Here is an 18,528-nt window from a genome sequence, read left to right on the forward strand (position 1 = left end):
AATTTGTTTCTTAATCAGTCTCATATTCCCCTTATTTAACAGCACCTTTTGTCACACCACTAATAATCCATTTTTGAGCTATGATATAAACAAGGACCATAGGGGAGAGTGCCATTAAATAGGAGGCAAATGCTAAGTTATAATTTGTTGTAAACTGTGACTGGAATACATATTGAACAAGCGGCAATGTCATCGAATCACGATCACTTAAAATAACAAGTGGTAACATAAAATCATTCCATGCCCACAAACATGTTAAAATTCCGACTGTTGCGTTTATTGGGCTTAATAATGGAAAAATAACTTTCCAAAATACTGTCCAAATACTTGCTCCATCTACATAAGCTGCTTCTTCTAATGACTTGGGAATCGAACGTATATAGCCCACATAAATAAAAATATTAAAAGCCAAACCGTATACAATATACAGAAAGATAAGTCCTGTCATATTATTTAATCCGAATAGGCTAGTTTGCTTTACAACAGGCAACATAATGATCGGAAAAGGTACAAACATCGCACTAACAAAATAGTAATAAAGCAACTTAAAGAATCGTCTATGCATATTCCGTGCAATGGCATAAGCCACCATCGAATTTGTCAGTAATGTAAGAGCAACTGTAAAAACTGTAACGATAAAGCTATTTTTAATAGATTGAAAAAAATTCGTCATGCGAATGGCTTCAGCGAAGTTTTCCCATCTTAATGTATGAGGCAGAGACAAAAGGGATTTACTCATTTCATCTGGTGACTTGAATGCTGTCACGACTGTTAGGTAGAGGGGAAATAAGATAACCAGTGAGCAAAAAATTAGCAGTATGGTTATAGGCCAATTTACTTTTTTACTTTCCATTACATATCCACCTCACGTTTTTGAAGGAATTTAATTTGCAGGATTGATATAACAACAATTAAAATAAAGTAGATCACAGAATTTGCTGCCTGATAAGCGAACTCCCCCCCTGAGAAGCCCCCTTTATATATCAATACCGAAATGGCTTCCGTGGATTGACCTGGACCTCCATTTGTCATTGCAATAATATGGTCAAATACCATCAAAAAGTTTTTCATCGCAAGCACCATATTTATGGTGAAGAAAGATGCAATAAGTGGAAATGTAATGTGTTTAAAACTTTTCCATTTTCCCGCACCATCTAAACTAGCAGCTTCGTACAATTCAGTTGGAATCGTTTGTAATCCTGCTAAATAGAGAATGGTATTAAATGCAACGGCTTGCCATACAGCCACAATCACAATTCCAACCCATGCTAAATCTGGGTTACCAAGAATATTTTGTGTTAAAGATGTGATGCCCAACTTTTCAGCAATTTGAGGGATAAAAAATGCAAATAAATAATTAAAGATAAACCCAACGATTAATACGCCTAGAATATTCGGCACGAAAAACACAGCTCTAAGTGTATTTTGAAATTTAATCTTTGCATTAAGTCCTATGGCAATTGCCAAACTAATGATATTTACGAGTAAAGTGGAAACAATGGCAAATTTAAATGTAAAGCCATAGGAAGCCAAAATACGTTGGTCTTGGAATAAATTCACATAGTTTTTTAAGCCAACAAAATTAAAATCCCCATACCCTTTATAATTTGTAAAACTATAAATCATTCCTTGAAAAACTGGAACTGTATGAAATACAAAAAATATTAAAAATGCTGGAAGCACCATCCAGTAATAGGCTTTGGATTGTTTAACCACTCGTTTTTCCCCCTTGTTATTCTCTCGCTTTGACTTTATTCCACTCATCATCCAGTTTTGAAAGGAACGGTTTGACTTCTCCTTTAATTAGAAAATCCTGTACTAAATTGGCTGCTTGCATACTAGCAGGGAAATAGTGTTCCGGAAAACTAGTGATTTTTTGTTGTACAAAATAAGGGTTTAACTCTTTTAAAGCTTCATCATTTTGTAAAACATTTTTAACTGCAGAAAAACTGTTTTGTTCTTTAATGTAATACTGTGAATTTTCCTTTTCTAATAAAAAATGAATAAACATTAACGCTTCTTTTTTATGTGGTGTATCTTTTGACATCGTTAATGCAGTATCTACACCTGATACGAGTTTGTTTTGAGATGAATCATTGGATGCAGGTAAGGGAAAGGAACCGAGTTTTATATTTGGGTTAATTGCTTTAATTGATGAGATTGCCCAGCTTCCTTGGATATACATAACTGATTCACCATTTGCAAACGCCCGATTGCCTGCATTATAGTCACGGCCAAAATTATCCTTATGACCATAATCGAGCAATGTAAGCATTTTTACTAAAGTTTCCTTGTAATGCTCTGTAAAAGTTGCTTTATTGGAATTGCGATCCTGGATAAAGTTGTCACCTTGCAAGTTTCCTGCTAAGGCATTAAATGAGACCATTGCAGTCCAAGCATCTTTATACGTAAAATAAAAAGGTAATTCTCCTTGTTTTTGAATCCGTTTTGAAACGTTAATTAGCTCATCCCATGTTTTGGGAACTTGTAACCCTAACTCTTTAAATTTATCCTTGTTATATAAAAGCATATTTGCATTCGTCGCAAAGGGAATTCCATTATCCTCATTATTCGTTCTACCTAATAAATTAAGCATATTAACATAGTCTGGTATAACTTTATTGATGGCTGAATCCCTTGAAAAATCATAAAATAATCCTTCTTCTGCAATATCGCCATACGTAGCATTGCCTCCGATCGCTAAAAGGTCTGGTACATCTTCTTTCACCAATCTCGTCCGTAATACCGTCTCGGAATCAGGAACGTTATTCTGTTCAATATCAATATTGGGGTGCAATTTTTCAAACCTTTCAATTAAATGATCAAATGTCGCTACAGCTTCCGGCTTATTTTGAAAAAATTCAATATGGATTTTTTCATCAGCTGTTGTTTGATTAGTACATCCTGTAAGTAAACTGGCTATAAATGCTGTAGTACAGAGGTAACGCCACTTATTCTTCATATACGTATCTCCCGTCTGAAAATTTCGTCTATTTAATGCATAAGTAAACGTTTACTCTAATGGAATCATCAATGATAGTAAACGTTTACGTTAAGCCGTTTATAATTGGAGTGATAATAGTGTAATCACCCCAACTTGTAACTTAACCTTTATTCGCTATATGAATGGACTGTATCACGCTCAGCAATATGATGAGGATAAAGCTGGTTTATTTTTAAAGATGGATCTAATAAAAGTTGAATGGAATCTTTACCCATCTTATATAAGGGCTGCGCTACCGTCGTAAGTGGGGGAATGGCCTTCTCAGCTGTAGCTGTATTATCGTATCCTATAATGGATATACTTTCCGGTACTCTAATTCCTTTTTTATATAAAAGTGATAAGGCTCCTACAGCCATTTCATCGCTTGCACAAAATACAGCTCTTACTTTTGGGTAACTTTTCAATAAATCGTCCATCCCCTTAATACCACTCTTGAAAGAAAAATCTCCATACGTGATCATTTCATTGGTCACTGTTATTCCCACGTGATTTAATGCGTCTGTAAAGCCTTTTACACGTGGAGTTGTCGAAATGATATCGCTTTTTGTTCCTGCAATCATTCCAATATGTGAATGCCCTTTTTCTACTAAATAGGTCGTGGCATCGTAAGCAGCTTGATAATCATCTACTTTAATAAAGGGAAGGGGATAGTCTGATTGTGTTGCCACTAATACAACCGGTACATTGTTTGTTTCAATCGCTTTATAGTAATCTAGCGTGATAAATTCACTGACGATAATAATTCCATCCACCCGTTTTTCATACAATGCCTGCAAGTAGTTGATCGTTCGTTTACCATCATGATTGGTTTTACATATCATTACACTGTAACCAAACTCATGAGCTTGTTCCTCAATTCCGGCTAAAACCTCACTTGCAAATAAATCAGATACATTGGGAACGAGTACACCTATCGTTTTTGTTTTGCGATTAATTAAACCTCTTGCAACGGCATTAGGTTGATAACCAAGTTCTTTGATTACCTTTTTTACTCGTTGTTGTGTTTCATCCGAGTAGCCAGGCAAATTATTTAAAATACGAGAAACAGTCGCAACGGATACATTTGCTTGCTTTGCTACATCTTTAATGGTAATCGACATGTTTCACCAACTTTCTACGTAAACGTTTTCTAAAAAACCTTAACATATAAATAAAGCGTTTTCAATACAATTTATTTCAAAATTTGAATATTCTAACTTTCGTCAAACGACTTGTTTCATATGTAAACATTTAATCCGTTAATTTCACGATTATGTGAATGAAAAATATATGAAGCATATATTTTGAAAAAAGGGTTAATAGAGGTGGATGTAGATGTAAATGAAGGTTTTCGAAAACAAATGCCCTAGATAGAAAACGAAAACATAATATGATGTGATGTTACACACATACACAATGATAAATATACAGTTGCAAATAGTTGGAGTGAAGAGAGGTTAACATAAGCGAAATCAAAAAAACATTCACAGAAAACCGAAATTACCAACACAAAATAGGCGACTATTTCTGCCATCTTAGGGGAGAGAAACAGACTCGTTGGAGATGGGAAATGAAAGAAATCATAGGAAGCACAGCCTATAAAAAGAAGAGTCTCCAGGATAGAAGATGTGTCTTTAGAAAGCCGAAGTTCGTGGATAAAAGTAAGCGCAACTTCCGAAAGTTCACGTGAGATAGTTAAAAGATTGCTAATGCTAATTGTACAGGTAAAACAACATTCTTTCAGCTAACGGGCGCGGGTTTTATTCAAGAAGGAAGAAGCATAGTTTATCCGGACTGATCATCAATCGAATAAAAAATTTTCACCTTTGAATCTAAGCCCCAGATAAGTCATTCTATCCTTTGATTTGAAGTAGCTATTTGTGCAAGAATAGTTCCCTTTTTTATAGTAATTTTTCTGTCTGTACATGCTTTTCAAGCTTAGACACTCATTTTCCATAAACACTATACAAATATACCCATAAAGGGGTGATACCACTTTTTTTTGCAGTAACAGAATATCTTATAAAATTCAAAAATATCTGAAAAATCGTTGAAAAGGTTTTACACATGTGCTAGTGTGATTTTAGAAAACGTTTACGTAGAAAGTTGGTGGAAATTACAATTATTGATGCAGCAAAGAAAGCCAGTTTTATCTGTTTCTGGCATTCAGAAAAGTGATTGACGAGATTGGTTATCAGGCTAAGGCTGTTGTACTAGATATATTGCTTACTGGTTCTCAAATTATCGAAACAATTAACAAGTGAAGTTTTAACAGGAATTGATGTTGGGATGATTGCCGGAACAAAAGGAGATGTCATTTCGACAATTCCTCGTGTAAATGGATTTAAGGACGCTATAAATGATGTTGGTGTTACGGTAACCATTCAAATGAGTACATATGGGTATTATGGTCTTCAACGTGGAATAAAGGGTGGTTCAAGTTTGGACTATCCAACATTTACAGCCGTATTCTGTTCAAGTGATGTAATGGCTGTTCCACAACTCATGGGCATTGACAGCCGTTATCCGCTATGAGGAAGACTACAGTACCATTAACGTAAACGTTTACGTTGTTTTTAACGACTTAATTCAGTGCAGTCCATAGAGTGATAGGTTGGCAGGCAGACCTCTAAAGCAAATACTTTAGAAAGCGGTTGGGCAGTCAAATCGACAGCTTATGTATTGTGAAGTTGGAGATTTACGGATAATAATTTCAATACATCAAATCAAAATGAGAGGGAGTATTTATGATGGTAAAAGTAACTGTATGGAATGAAAATCGACATGAACAAAAAAATCCAGTTGTAAGAGAAGTCTACCCTGAAGGTATTCATGGTGCTATTGCAGCATTTTTAAAAGAAAGCGGATTTGATGCAAAAACAGCTACATTGGATGATCCCGAACACGGTTTAACAGATGCTGTATTAGAGGAAACAGATGTGCTGATTTGGTGGGGGCATTTAGCTCACGATGAAGTAGACGATGTAATTGTTAAAAAGGTAAAGCAGCGTGTATTAGATGGAATGGGCTTAATCGTATTGCATTCAGGCCATTTCTCCAAAATTTTCAAAACATTAATGGGTACAAGTTGTGATTTAAAATGGCGCGAAGCAGATGAAAAAGAGCGTCTTTGGGTAACAGATCCTAGTCATCCGATTACTGAAGGTATTTCAGAATATATCGAGCTAGAACGCGAAGAAATGTACGGGGAACATTTTGATATCCCGGCTCCAGACGAATTAGTCTTTACGAGTTGGTTCGAAGGTGGGGAAGTTTTCCGCAGTGGTTGCACATATAAACGAGGCAATGGAAAAGTCTTTTATTTTAGACCAGGCCATGAAACGTATCCAACATATCACAATAAAGATATTCAACGTGTCATTATAAATGGCGTGAAATGGGCACACCCAGTTGACAGAAAACGTCCTATATACGGAAATGCAACACCACTGGAACGAATTGCAGTGAAAAATTAAGGATATTAAAGGGGAAACTGATTATGAAAACAGTAAAAGTAGGGATTATAGGTTGTGGAAGTATCGCTCAACTTCGTCATTTACCAGAATATAAAATGAATAAAGAAGTAGAGATTGTAGCAGTTTGTGATATAAATGAACAGCGCGCCATTGAAGTTTCCAAGCAGTATGGTGCAAAAGTATATAAAAATTATGAAGAATTACTCGCAAGCAAAACGGTAGATGCAGTGAGTGTTTGTACACCAAATTATTTGCATGCGCCCATATCAATCGCAGCTTTAAACAAAGGCGTTCATGTATTGTGTGAAAAACCAATGGCTACGTCAAAAGAAGAAGCTCAGGCTATGATTCAAGCAGCAAAAGAAAGTGGCAAAAAACTTATGATCGGTCACAATCAACGCTTCGTTTCATCCCATCAAAAAGCACGTCAGCTTATTGAATGTGGTGAAATTGGAAGAATATATAGCTTCCGTACCGCATTTGGTCATGGAGGACCTGAGCAATGGAGTGTTGACGGTAAAGAGAGTTGGTTCTTTAAAAAGAATGAAGCGTTTATTGGAGCCATGGGAGATTTAGGTGTGCATAAAACAGATTTACTTCGTTACATTCTTGGTGAAGAAATCGTTGAAGTAGGTGCATTTGTGCAAACGAACGCTAAAGATTTTGCTAATGTCGATGACAACGCAGTATGTGTGTTAAAAACAGAAAGTGGAATTATTGGAACGCTCGCATCTAGTTGGGCGTACGTGGGTCAAGAAGATAACTCCACGATTATTTACGGTGAGAAAGGAATTCTTCGTTTAGAAGATCATCCAACGTATTCCTTAATCGTTCAATACGCAACAGGTGAGGTTGCAAATTATGAGCTTGGCAAAATTCAATCAAACGATGAGGGCGGCCAAGACAACTCACATGTGATTGAACAATTCGTAAATGCTATCGTAGAGGATAAAGAGCCAGCCGTTTCAGGAGAGGAAGGGGCAAAATCTCTATCTGTTATTCTAGCCGCTATTGAATCTCATGAAACCAAACAAATTGTAAGTACCTTTTTAGCGATAAAAGAGCCAGCAGTTTAAAATCTGCTTTATAAAAATATCTTACCATATTAAGAATTTGGGACCTATAGGAGGAAAACAACGTGAAATTGGGTGTATTTACTGTTCTATTTGCAAACTATTCATTTGAAGACATGCTAGATAAAGTGCAAACAGCTGGGTTACATACCGTGGAAATTGGGACAGGCTGCTATCCAGGAAACCATCATTGCCCGTTAGATGAATTATTAGAAGATGCGAATGCGAGAGAAAGCTATAAAAAGAAAGTAGCGGATCGTGGATTGACGATTAGTGCATTTAGTTGTCACGGAAATCCTATCTCACCAGAAGAAGGGTTTGCAAAAGAATCCAATGAAACCTTACGTAAAACGATTAAGCTGGCCTCTTTACTTGATGTACCTGTTGTCAACTGCTTTTCAGGAACAGCTGGTGATCACGAGGGGGCTAAATACCCAAACTGGCCGGTTACTCCATGGCCAAATGAATATGGTGAGATCTTAACTTGGCAATGGGAACAAAAGCTCATTCCTTATTGGAAAGAGGTAGGAGAGTATGCAAAAGAGAATAACGTGAAAATCGGATTAGAATTGCACGGAGGGTTTTTAGTTCATACACCTTATACCTTGTTAAAACTTCGAGAACAAACATGTGATGCAATTGGAGCGAATTTAGATCCAAGTCACTTATGGTGGCAAGGAATTGATCCAGTGGCAGCCATTAAGATTTTAGCCAAAGAAAATGCCATTCATCATTTTCATGCCAAAGATACTTATTTAGATCAAGAAAATATTAATATGTTTGGGTTAACCGATATGCAACCATATGGAGAAGTTCGCTCGCGGGCATGGACGTTCCGTTCAGTTGGTTGTGGACATAGTTTAAAAGAATGGTCAGATATGATGAGTGCATTACGCACATACGGGTATGATTATGTGGTAAGTATCGAGCATGAAGATGCGATCATGTCTATTGATGAGGGATTCGAACGTGCAGTGACAAACTTACAAACGGTTTTAATTGAGGAATCACCTTCACAGATGTGGTGGGCATAACAAGTTAATTTTATTGAAAGATCGTTGTGGTATGAATCTACTTGATCCATATCACAATATTTTTTCAAAATCAAATTATCATAAAATTCTAGTCTATTACAAATTAAAAAATCTGATTCAAGAAGGAGAAAACAATGGCCGAGTTAAGTTTAAATCATATTTATAAAATCTACGATAAAAACGTAACAGCAGTGAAAGATTTTAACCTTCAGATTGAAGATAAAGAATTTATTGTCTTTGTTGGTCCATCTGGTTGTGGTAAGTCAACTACTCTTCGCATGATTGCAGGACTTGAAGAGATTTCAAAAGGCGATTTTTTTATCGATGGTAAACGTGTCAACGACGTGGCACCAAAAGACCGAGATATTGCAATGGTCTTCCAAAACTATGCTTTATATCCCCATATGAGCGTCTATGACAATATGGCATTCGGTCTGAAATTACGTAAATTCGCGAAAGAGGAAATTGATCGTCGTGTACAAGAGGCTGCCCATATCCTTGGTCTAGAGCAATACTTACAGCGTAAACCAAAGGCCCTTTCGGGTGGGCAACGTCAACGTGTTGCTTTAGGTCGTGCAATCGTTCGTGATGCAAAAGTATTTTTAATGGATGAACCTTTGTCCAATTTGGATGCAAAACTGCGTGTCCAAATGCGTTCTGAAATTGCTAAACTACATCAACGCTTACAAACCACCACAATTTATGTAACGCATGATCAAACAGAAGCGATGACCATGGCAACTCGTCTTGTTGTTATGAAAGATGGAATTGTTCAACAAGTGGGTGCACCAAAAGAAGTATATGACGAACCTGCAAATGTATTTGTTGGCGGGTTCATTGGTTCTCCTGCGATGAACTTCTTTACTGGTACCTTAAAAGAGGGTATCTTCCATATCGGACCGGTACGTATTGAGGTGCCAGAGGGAAAAATGAAAGGATTACGTGAGCAAGGATATATAGGTGAACAAATAATTTTAGGTGTACGTCCAGAAGATTTTCATGATGAGCTGATTTTCGTTGATGCCTCACCGAATACAACAATAAATATTAAAGTGGAAGTGGCAGAATTAATGGGTGCTGAAATAATGGTTTATTCACAAATTAATGATCAGAACTTTGTTTCGCGCGTGGATGCTCGTACAGAAGTGAAAGCAGGTCAACAAATGAAATTAGCTATAGACATGAACAAGGTACACTTCTTTGATAGTAAAACGGAGACTCGTATTCCACTTCCTATGAAAACACATAAAAGAAGAGAAGCTGGTGTCTTATAACAGATGTATGAACTACGAGAAATAAGTTTTTTAATTTCAATTAAAAATATAGATAAATTAGTAAGGGTAGAGTGAGGATTAATGGTAGAAAAAAATTGACGTACTTCTTCGTCATGGACTCCAATCTCGATCTGGTGCTGAAATTTGTAGGAAAAGCATCATCTTTTAACAGTGACATTAATATTGTGAAAAAGGAAAAAAGGTAGTTGAGAAAAGTAATATCGGGGGAATGGCCCTGACAGTTAGACATAGCAAAGGAGTTTAAATTTACTGCAGATGGAGACGATGAACAAAGGGCTATCGTAGCTCTAGAAAAATTTCTATTGAACAAGGAAAGATAGGAGTTAAACTTCTTAATTACTATATAAAAAAGTAAAGCTGTATAGTCGATAGCTAGTACAAGATTAACGAATTTAATCTTAACTTGCCGTAAGGTTAAGGCATACAGTTCCTTGCCAACTTGAATGAAAAAGGGTGAGTATTGATGGATGAAAAATGGTTAGTGGGTGCAGATATAGGCGGTACAACTATTAAAATGGCATTTATCAATCAAAATGGTGAGATTATATATAAATGGGAAATTCCTACCAATATAAATGAAAAAGGGAAAAATATTCCTAAGGAGATGGCTAAATCAATAGATCAAACATTAAGTGAGTTGGGGCAAGAAAAACAGAAGTTAATTGGTATTGGGGTTGGAGCACCCGGTCCTGTTAACTTGGGGAATGGTTCTATTGATGTCGCAGTTAACTTAGGGTGGAATAACTTTCCTTTGAAGGATCTTCTTGAAATGGGAACATCTTTGCCAGTCATAGTTGATAATGACGCAAATGCAGCAGCCATTGGGGAGATGTGGAAGGGTGCTGGACAAGGGTCAAAAGATTTATTATGTATCACCTTGGGAACGGGCGTTGGTGGTGGAATTATTTCCAATGGGCAAATTGTACATGGAATAAATGGGGCAGGTGGCGAAATAGGGCATATTACCTCTCTCGTAGAGGATGGGGCACCTTGTAATTGTGGGAAAACGGGATGTATTGAAACCATAGCATCTGCCACAGGTATTGTTCGTTTAGCGATTGAAGAATTATCTTTTACCGAGACACCAAGTAGACTGAGGGATTTTTACAATGAACATCAAATATTATCATCTGAGCTAGTATTTGAAGTAGCGAATGAGGGTGATGAATTAGCTAATAGAGTGATTGGGAAAGTTACCCTTTATTTAGGATTAGTATTAGCTCATCTTGCGAATGGTTTAAATCCTGAGAAAATTATCATTGGTGGAGGAGTTTCCAAAGCAGGGGATGCACTGTTAGTACCTTTAAAAGAGCAATTTACTCGTTTTGCTTTTCCAAGAGTATTGCAAGGAGTGGAGTTAGCCAATGCCACGTTAGGAAATGATGCAGGAATTATGGGAGGCGCTTGGTTGGTGAAAAAAAGATTACTAAACAGGAATGGAAATACACCTTTATATTTGTGATAGCACAATGAAAAGGTATAAGAATCAGAAAATAATAAATAATAATTTTATTTTTTACTATTTAAAGAGCATCGGTATTTTCAAAGTGCTCTTTTTTAATTTCAGCACAAAACTTATATTCTACAAGGGGATACAATGTAAATGACGAAATGGGTAGGGAAGACTAAAGATAAGAACACTCTGGCCATTCATCAAGCCACTAACGAAACAAGGTAACCTACTCTATAAAATGACATTATCCTTAGTTGACAATATTTATACAAGAAGAAACCGAGACACGAAAAATTACTTGAAAGATGAGATCATATATAACCAAGGATAAAATAGTCTTGGTCCTACGAATGTATGACAGTAAGGAATACTCCATTAAAGGAATTATTTAACAGGTTTTTTTATACAGAGCTATTCAGAAACGGACCCTATAAACAACATAAGGAGCATACACTTTGCTCCTGTGTTCCCCATCATCTCTCTACTAATCTGCTACTTTGCGGTCTGTGACAGCAACCCTATGACTAGGCCAATAGAAAGTACATCAATTGCAGCTGGTTCTTCAAAGGAAATCCCCTTTTATTTGTAGGGAAAGTAATTATTTAATGCCGACTTTATTGCTTTCATTTTAACAGCAAATTACTGGAAATCTGATGTAAATTCGTGTAATCTACAAAAGTATGTTTTTTTCCAAATCGTAAAGGGGGACCATAATTGAGTTCAACAAATCGTAAACAGACAACAATTGTTGCTCTTTTGCTTGCGGGTACATTTATTGCGATCTTGAATCAAACATTAATGATTACCGCGATTCCTCCTGTAATGGAGGAAATGAATATTACGGCAAATAGTGCACAGTGGCTAACTACCGTTTTTATGCTGGTTAATGGGATCATGATCCCTGTGAGCGCGTTTTTACTGGAGCGCTTTACCACCAGACAGCTCTTCCTTTCAGCTATGGGGATTTTCGCTACTGGTACATTGGTTGCGGGGCTAGCTCCTAATTTTGAAATGCTGCTGCTAGGAAGGATGATTCAGTCGAGCGGAGCCGGAATTATGCTCCCGTTAATGCAAACAGTCTTCCTAATGATTTTCCCTGTTCAAAAACGGGGTGCAGCTATGGGACTGGTCGGGCTGGTCATTTCCTTCGCGCCGGCTATTGGGCCCGCTTTGTCGGGCTGGGTTACCGAGACCTACTCATGGAGGGTGTTATTCTTTATCATTCTTCCAATTGCTATTATTGATATCATAGTTGCGTTCTTCGCTTTAAAAAATGTAACAGAAGTTACACGGCCAAAAGTGGATGTGCTTTCGATTGTTTTATCTTCCGTGGGTTTCGGTGGATTATTGTATGGATTTACAGCCGCTGGTAATTATGGCTGGACAGACGAGAGTACTATCATATCCCTAGGCATTGGAACAATTTCACTTGTTTGGTTTATCAAAAGGCAATTGCGATTGAAGCACCCAATGCTGGAGTTCCGTGTGTTCACGTATTCATTATTCCCGCTTGCCATTATTATTGGAGCCATTACCTTTATGGGTCTGATAGGTGCCGAAACGCTTATCCCGCTATTTATGCAAAACATGCGCGGATTTACTGCGTTTGAAGCTGGATTAGCGATACTCCCTGGAGCACTTATTACCGGAATAATGTCCCCGTTCATTGGACGTATTTTTGACCGGATTGGGGCCAGGTGGTTGGTTATTGGCGGATTACTCCTCATAACCGCTTCCTCCTTTACTTATATAGATGTTGGTCCTTCGACAAGTTTTACATTTATTATGGTAATGTACAGTGTTAGGATGTTCGGATTAGCCATGGTTATGATGCCTGTTTCAACGGCCGCCTTAAACCAGCTGCCTAAACGGTTAATTGCCCATGGTGCAGCAATGGATAATACGATGAAAATGATTGCTGCATCTGTAGGTACAGCAATACTTGTCACTGTGATGACATCAGCTACCGAAAATGCTCAGCAGCGTCCCGAGATAGTACATCCTGATATGTATGGCGCGCAAATTTCATTTATTGTCATCGCTATACTTTCGTTAATTAGCTTCCTCATTTCTTTTAAAATAAAGGATCAAAAATCAGCAGGAAAAGAGTTCGGAGAGAAGAATTAAATATTTGAATCGCATTTTTTAAAAGCTAGAAAAGAATCACAATATAGATTCATCTACTTGTGATTCTTTTTAAACTAAATATCCTTTTTTTTGCCGCCAGGCTCCTCACTTTATTGAACTCCCTCAGTTTAATACGATTTTCTCGTAAAAACCCGCTTATTCGCAGGGTTTCATTTTGAATGTATGTTAACGGATAAATGAAGTAAGTTAGGGACATTAAGGTATCGTGAAATAACTCTATTTTTTACTATGTTATGAACATTTTCCAACGCCGCCCTTGGAGGCGTTCCCTCACATGTCCTATCATTCCTTCGTCATGCCTATCTAAGGGATTCTAAAAAAGAGGGGGAACAAGTCATCCCGATGATTTGTTCTCCCTCTTTTATCATTTTCTTTCTTTATAAAAAGAAGAAAACTTACATGAATTAAATGTAGGTGTTAAAATATCTTTTATTAAATCTGGACTATTTTTCAAATCCTTAATCTTTAAACCATTTTCGAAACTGGATCTTTTAAGAGCGCCAAAAATCACAAAAACCCCTCTGAATATGAAGATCTTCTTCTATATATACTCTCCAAAACAGAAATGAATCGCTTGGCGTCTTTTTCTAAAACTTTCTCCAAATATATCTCTGAAGTGGAAAGCTGCTCATGGCCCAGACTCTACATAATCTATCATTATGGAAAACAGAAGAAAATCATGAAAATTCAGGACCCCCATCGATTACATAAAGAGGCACGTTATGAAAAAGCGGAAGTGGATCGATTAGTGTATGCAAAGCAATCTTTACCTACAGGTATGAGTCCGAATGATGTTGCAAAGAAATTGGGGTTATCTGTACAAAGTGTTTATAAGTATATTCAAGATGGTTCGATAAAAGCTAAGGCTGTCCCGTATGGGGATGAAAGAATCACGTATGTAATTTCGGAAACAGCCTATCATGAAGCAGAGAAGTCACTCAAACCAACTGAAACACAGCGACCAAAAAAATATGAATATTATGACTCGAAAAATGACATTGCTTTGTATCAAAGATTTCATTCGTCTAAAATACCAGAGGCACGTGTGGTTCGTAATGAAGAAAATGTATTTGGTTTCTACCTACCCAATATCCAAAAGTGGTTGACGTATGAAGAAGGAATGAAAACTTATACCTTAAAGCCATCATACTCGATACACCAACCTCCTTTGGATTATAAAGGCTATGTAGAGCTTCAGGTACCGAAAAACGAAGTTGTATTTTATCCCTTCATTGACTATTTATATAAAAACTGGGGTGGTGAAAACGTAAGAATGAGAGAGCAAGATAGTTCAGTTTTACTCTTCATTCGGGCAGGGGAAAGACCGTTAATGCCAGAGATGATTAGTATTGCTGATATCTTACCGAATTTAATCAATGGTGAAATGCACCATGAAGAAGGTACTTTGATATTACGAAGCCCATATAGAAAAACTAGTTTTGAATTACCAAATGAATTGTTAGAAAAAATTTCAGATTTAGCTAAACAAGAAGGGATTAGTATTAGTAAATGGGTTGAGGACAAATTATCGTCGAAAATAAAATAACTATAAAAAAATATTATTTTTGGGATATATCAAAATATGGAAGCGGTATCCAACTTTATGAATATCCACAAGATATAAATTTTTTACAGGCTTCTTATATGGGTGAAATAGACTAGGTGAATATATCCGTTATTACAATCATCTATGAATCATGGTGAAATTAAAAGGCATGAGCCCTAAAGATTACCGAGTTCATGCCCTCAAGGCTGCCTAATTAAAGTGTCTAACTTTTTGGTTCACTTCATTAGCAAGAGGGGCCCTTTTTAAAATTGAATATTATAATTAAAACGTAAATGAGAGTTTAAGTTAAAAAAAATTAACATAATGAATGTTGGGTCACCAAGCCCAAAATCAGGTATGGGAATCCTCCCCATAAGACGTATTGGATTCCCATACCTGATAGGAATAATCCTCCTACGGCAAATTTAAAAGGCGTTTTATATGGAGTAGCCTCCGTTATTCCGGAATTTACCAAACAAAAGTCTGGTCAAATTATCACATCTTCAAGTGTTCCGGGCATTAAATCATTTCCAAATGCAGGAGTTTATGGTGCAATGAAGTTTGCTGTTCGCAACCTAATGGAAGTGATTCGCATGGTCAGTTTCACACCATTTTAGATCAAGTGTTCCCTGAATACCGGAAGGTTTTTTGGGATCTATATTCAAGGGTTTCTTTATTGATGTTAAAGGAATATCCTACTTCAGAGGTGGTATTAACAGCCGGAGAAAGTAGACTAGCAGAGAGTGTTATAGAGTTCTGTTCTAGCCAATCGGGTGAATGGGCATGGGAAAAAGCAAAAAAATAATGGATTCCGCATCTCGAAATCCATTTCAAAAAAGCGTGTATGAAAGTCAGGTAATCAATCTTCGTATATATTGATTTGAATAATCCTTTATCAAAACATGTTCTTTCTATTTAATCTTATATCAATTATTAGCATTAAAATTGATCAAACTTTATTTTAAAACAACATCAGCGAAAGTTAAACGGCCTGATACCGTTCAAAATTATGGTGCCCTTTTGTAGAATTCATGGCAGCTTGAAGTTAGGGCAGTACTTGTCCTTTTGTTACACGGATACATCCTCTCGCAAGGTTTTTCTTTAAGTATACCAGGCGATGTGAGTGCAGAATCCATTCATTCAACTTATATAGCTAATCAATAATAACATGCTCAAAGTCTGGCATTTTTTTATCTTTTCGAAAACTGTCAGCAGAGGTGCCAATCATTTTTTTGAAAACTTTACTAAAATAATTCGCATTGTCATAGCCCGTTTCCATTGCAACTTCCTGAATCGTCTTATTTGTTGTTGATAAAAGTTCCATTGCTTTCTGTATACGTCTCTTTGTCAAAAATTGAATGGGGGTTGTTTTCATGTACTTTTGGAATTTATTCGTAAAGTAGTATTTGGACAGTCCGGCGTGCTCCGCAATGGACTCCAATGACAGCGGTTCATGATAGCGTGTCGTCATGAATTGAATCGCCATGAGTATATCATCCGGTATCCCAGTTTGTTGGTTGTCCAGTCCTTTCGCAAAGCGATACAACCCCATGATAAATTCATATGCATATGCAGAAGAAGTAAAGGTATCTTCAATGCCTTCTTTTAAAGCAAATTGATAAATTTTTTGTAGTAAAAAAATTAACGGGGCATTTGCATCCACAGGGACTACCAGCTCAAATTGGCTAATCAGGTAGTCCCAGCACTCCTCGGCTTTCGTCCCCTCCAGTGTAATGAAAATAAATTCCCACTCAGGACTTTCTTCAGGAAGATAATAACAATGTTCACTTGGTACTTTGACGATAAACGCTTCGCCAGGTTTAACTGTATACGTTTTTTCACCTACCCGAACTTCTCCATATCCATTCAGTGTATATTGGAAAATACACGTTTTTAAATCATTTTGACGCATACGGCCATCCCAGTAATAATCAGTCGATGTTCGTTTTTCAAAACCGATGGAGGTTATCCGAGCTGCCTCAGTTAAAGGCTCCTTTGAAATATGATACACAAAGCTATGGTTATTGTCATTTGACCGAGATAGCAATATATTACCTCTTTTCCGATTTTATTTACCATTGCCTGGATAATGGAAGCGCTGTATTATTTATTTAACAATATGTTAATTAAAATTTACTAAATTTTCAACACTAACTTTTAATGGAGGAAGACAAATGAAAAAAATTACATTCATCGGCGCAGGAAGTACCATTTTTACCAAAAACGTATTGGGTGACTGCATGTTGTCTCCTGCTCTTCAGGATTTTGAATTTGCTTTGTTCGATATCGATTCCGACCGTCTTTCAGAATCAGGGGTATTACTCAATGCTTTGAAAAGAACATTAAATGCCGGTGTTACAATCAAGACATACACAGATCGAAAAGAAGCATTGCATGGTGCAAAATATGTGATCAACGCCATTCAAGTTGGAGGTTACAAGCCAAGTACAGTTATTGATTTTGACATTCCGAAAAAGTATGGCCTTCGTCAGACAATTGCTGACACAATTGGAATTGGGGGACTGTTCCGTGCGCTACGTACGATTCCGGTCATGTTGGAAGTTGCCAAAGATATAGAAGAAGTTTGCCCGGATGCATGGCTCTTAAATTACACAAATCCGATGGCCACACTAACAGGAGCTGTCTCACGGCATACAAATGTGAAAATGGTTGGCTTATGCCACAGCGTTCAAGTATGTACAAGCGATTTACTAAAAGATCTTGATATACCATATGAAAACATTGATGAACGAATTGCCGGTATTAATCATATGGCATGGCTGCTTGAAATCAAATCCAATGGCAAGGATTTATATCCTGAAATTAAGAAACGGGCGAAAGAAAAGCAAAAATCAAAGCATCATGACATGGTCCGATATGAGCTAATGGACAAATTCGGATACTATGTGACGGAATCTTCTGAACATAATTCGGAATATCATCCTTTCTTCATCAAAGGTAAATATCCTGAATTAATTGACCGATTCAATATCCCCCTTGATGAATATCCGCGTCGATGTGAAGAACAAATTACCAATTGGTTAAGAACGAAAGAAGAGCTGATGAATGACCAAAACTTGACGCATGAACGCTCCAAAGAATATGGATCGCGCATTATCGAAGCGATGGAAACGAACGAACCATTCGTATTTGGCGGCAACGTGTTAAATACCGGCGGCCTCATTTCCAATCTGCCGGAAAAAGCAGTTGTAGAAGTGCCTTGTATTGCGAATCGAAATGGCATTACACCAGCTTATGTGGGTGAACTTCCGGAACAGCTTGCGGCGTTGAACCGCTCTAATATTAATACACAGCTATTGACCATTGAAGCGGCTATGACAAAATTAACAGAAAAAATTTATCAGGCAGCAATGCTTGATCCGCATACAGCGGCCGAGCTTTCCATGGATGATATTATCAGCATGTGTGACGACTTAATTGAAGCGCATGGTGAGATGCTTCCGGAATATAAAACGAATATACAAGCTATCAGACAGTAAAACTGTCTGATGGCTAATAA

The 18,528-nt window shown here is 37.1% G+C and carries 15 protein-coding genes; 10 read left to right on the forward strand and 5 right to left on the reverse strand.

The genetic code is table 11. From position 1 onward, the window contains the following. Nucleotides 1-31 precede the first annotated feature (31 nt). The 4 genes from ACDZ29_RS19900 to ACDZ29_RS19915 form a co-directional block, all read right to left on the reverse strand. A complete protein-coding gene (locus ACDZ29_RS19900) occupies nucleotides 32-853 on the reverse strand; it encodes a carbohydrate ABC transporter permease (RefSeq protein WP_375088423.1) in 822 nt (273 codons plus the stop codon). Next, the gene (locus ACDZ29_RS19905; RefSeq protein WP_375091176.1) at nucleotides 853-1,686 is read right to left on the reverse strand and encodes a carbohydrate ABC transporter permease; all 834 of its coding nucleotides are present in this window, start codon (nucleotides 1,684-1,686) and stop codon (nucleotides 853-855) included. Before ACDZ29_RS19905 ends, ACDZ29_RS19900 begins: the two co-directional genes overlap by 1 nt. Before the next feature lie 46 nt (nucleotides 1,687-1,732). After that, a complete protein-coding gene (locus ACDZ29_RS19910) occupies nucleotides 1,733-2,962 on the reverse strand; it encodes an ABC transporter substrate-binding protein (RefSeq protein WP_375088424.1) in 1,230 nt (409 codons plus the stop codon). Nucleotides 2,963-3,111: 149 nt separating this feature from the next. Next, nucleotides 3,112-4,104 (reverse strand): LacI family DNA-binding transcriptional regulator, encoded by a 993-nt coding sequence (locus tag ACDZ29_RS19915; protein ID WP_289316957.1) that lies wholly within the window; start codon nucleotides 4,102-4,104, stop codon nucleotides 3,112-3,114. Between the two features lie 1,168 nt (nucleotides 4,105-5,272). Here ACDZ29_RS19915 and ACDZ29_RS19920 point away from each other — a divergent pair. The 9 genes from ACDZ29_RS19920 (at nucleotide 5,273) to ACDZ29_RS19960 (ending at nucleotide 15,625) form a co-directional block, all read left to right on the forward strand. Beyond that, nucleotides 5,273-5,518, forward strand: a complete 246-nt coding sequence (locus tag ACDZ29_RS19920; protein WP_375088425.1) for a hypothetical protein — start codon at nucleotides 5,273-5,275, stop codon at nucleotides 5,516-5,518. Between the two features lie 215 nt (nucleotides 5,519-5,733). Next, nucleotides 5,734-6,459: a ThuA domain-containing protein gene (locus ACDZ29_RS19925; RefSeq protein ID WP_063234582.1), complete on the forward strand. Its 726-nt coding sequence runs from the start codon at nucleotides 5,734-5,736 to the stop codon at nucleotides 6,457-6,459. A gap of 23 nt (nucleotides 6,460-6,482) precedes the next feature. Beyond that, complete coding sequence (locus ACDZ29_RS19930; RefSeq protein ID WP_375088426.1) at nucleotides 6,483-7,535, forward strand: Gfo/Idh/MocA family protein; 1,053 nt, start codon at nucleotides 6,483-6,485, stop codon at nucleotides 7,533-7,535. A 62-nt stretch (nucleotides 7,536-7,597) separates the two neighbouring features. Beyond that, entirely contained in the window at nucleotides 7,598-8,566 is a 969-nt protein-coding gene (locus ACDZ29_RS19935) for a sugar phosphate isomerase/epimerase (RefSeq protein WP_063234584.1), read from the forward strand. Between the two features lie 134 nt (nucleotides 8,567-8,700). Then, entirely contained in the window at nucleotides 8,701-9,840 is a 1,140-nt protein-coding gene (locus ACDZ29_RS19940) for an ABC transporter ATP-binding protein (RefSeq protein ID WP_098372824.1), read from the forward strand. A gap of 484 nt (nucleotides 9,841-10,324) precedes the next feature. Next, on the forward strand, nucleotides 10,325-11,323 hold the full coding sequence (locus tag ACDZ29_RS19945) for an ROK family glucokinase (RefSeq protein ID WP_375088427.1): 999 nt from the start codon (nucleotides 10,325-10,327) through the stop codon (nucleotides 11,321-11,323). Nucleotides 11,324-12,028: 705 nt separating this feature from the next. After that, entirely contained in the window at nucleotides 12,029-13,441 is a 1,413-nt protein-coding gene (locus ACDZ29_RS19950; protein ID WP_375088428.1) for a DHA2 family efflux MFS transporter permease subunit, read from the forward strand. A gap of 757 nt (nucleotides 13,442-14,198) precedes the next feature. Then, nucleotides 14,199-15,008 (forward strand): helix-turn-helix domain-containing protein, encoded by an 810-nt coding sequence (locus ACDZ29_RS19955; RefSeq protein ID WP_375088429.1) that lies wholly within the window; start codon nucleotides 14,199-14,201, stop codon nucleotides 15,006-15,008. A gap of 458 nt (nucleotides 15,009-15,466) precedes the next feature. Further along, entirely contained in the window at nucleotides 15,467-15,625 is a 159-nt protein-coding gene (locus tag ACDZ29_RS19960) for an SDR family NAD(P)-dependent oxidoreductase (RefSeq protein WP_375091177.1), read from the forward strand. A gap of 536 nt (nucleotides 15,626-16,161) precedes the next feature. Here the strand turns inward: ACDZ29_RS19960 and ACDZ29_RS19965 are convergent. Next, on the reverse strand, nucleotides 16,162-17,055 hold the full coding sequence (locus ACDZ29_RS19965; protein WP_289324517.1) for an AraC family transcriptional regulator: 894 nt from the start codon (nucleotides 17,053-17,055) through the stop codon (nucleotides 16,162-16,164). 127 nt (nucleotides 17,056-17,182) lie between these two features. Here ACDZ29_RS19965 and ACDZ29_RS19970 point away from each other — a divergent pair, with 127 nt between their 5' ends. Further along, nucleotides 17,183-18,508 carry an alpha-glucosidase/alpha-galactosidase gene (locus ACDZ29_RS19970; RefSeq protein ID WP_375088430.1) on the forward strand — a complete coding sequence of 442 codons (1,326 nt, stop codon included), beginning with the start codon at nucleotides 17,183-17,185 and terminating at the stop codon, nucleotides 18,506-18,508. Nucleotides 18,509-18,528 lie beyond the last annotated feature (20 nt).

This window comes from Peribacillus sp. RS7 (assembly GCF_041956845.1).
Classification (GTDB): domain Bacteria; phylum Bacillota; class Bacilli; order Bacillales; family DSM-1321; genus Peribacillus.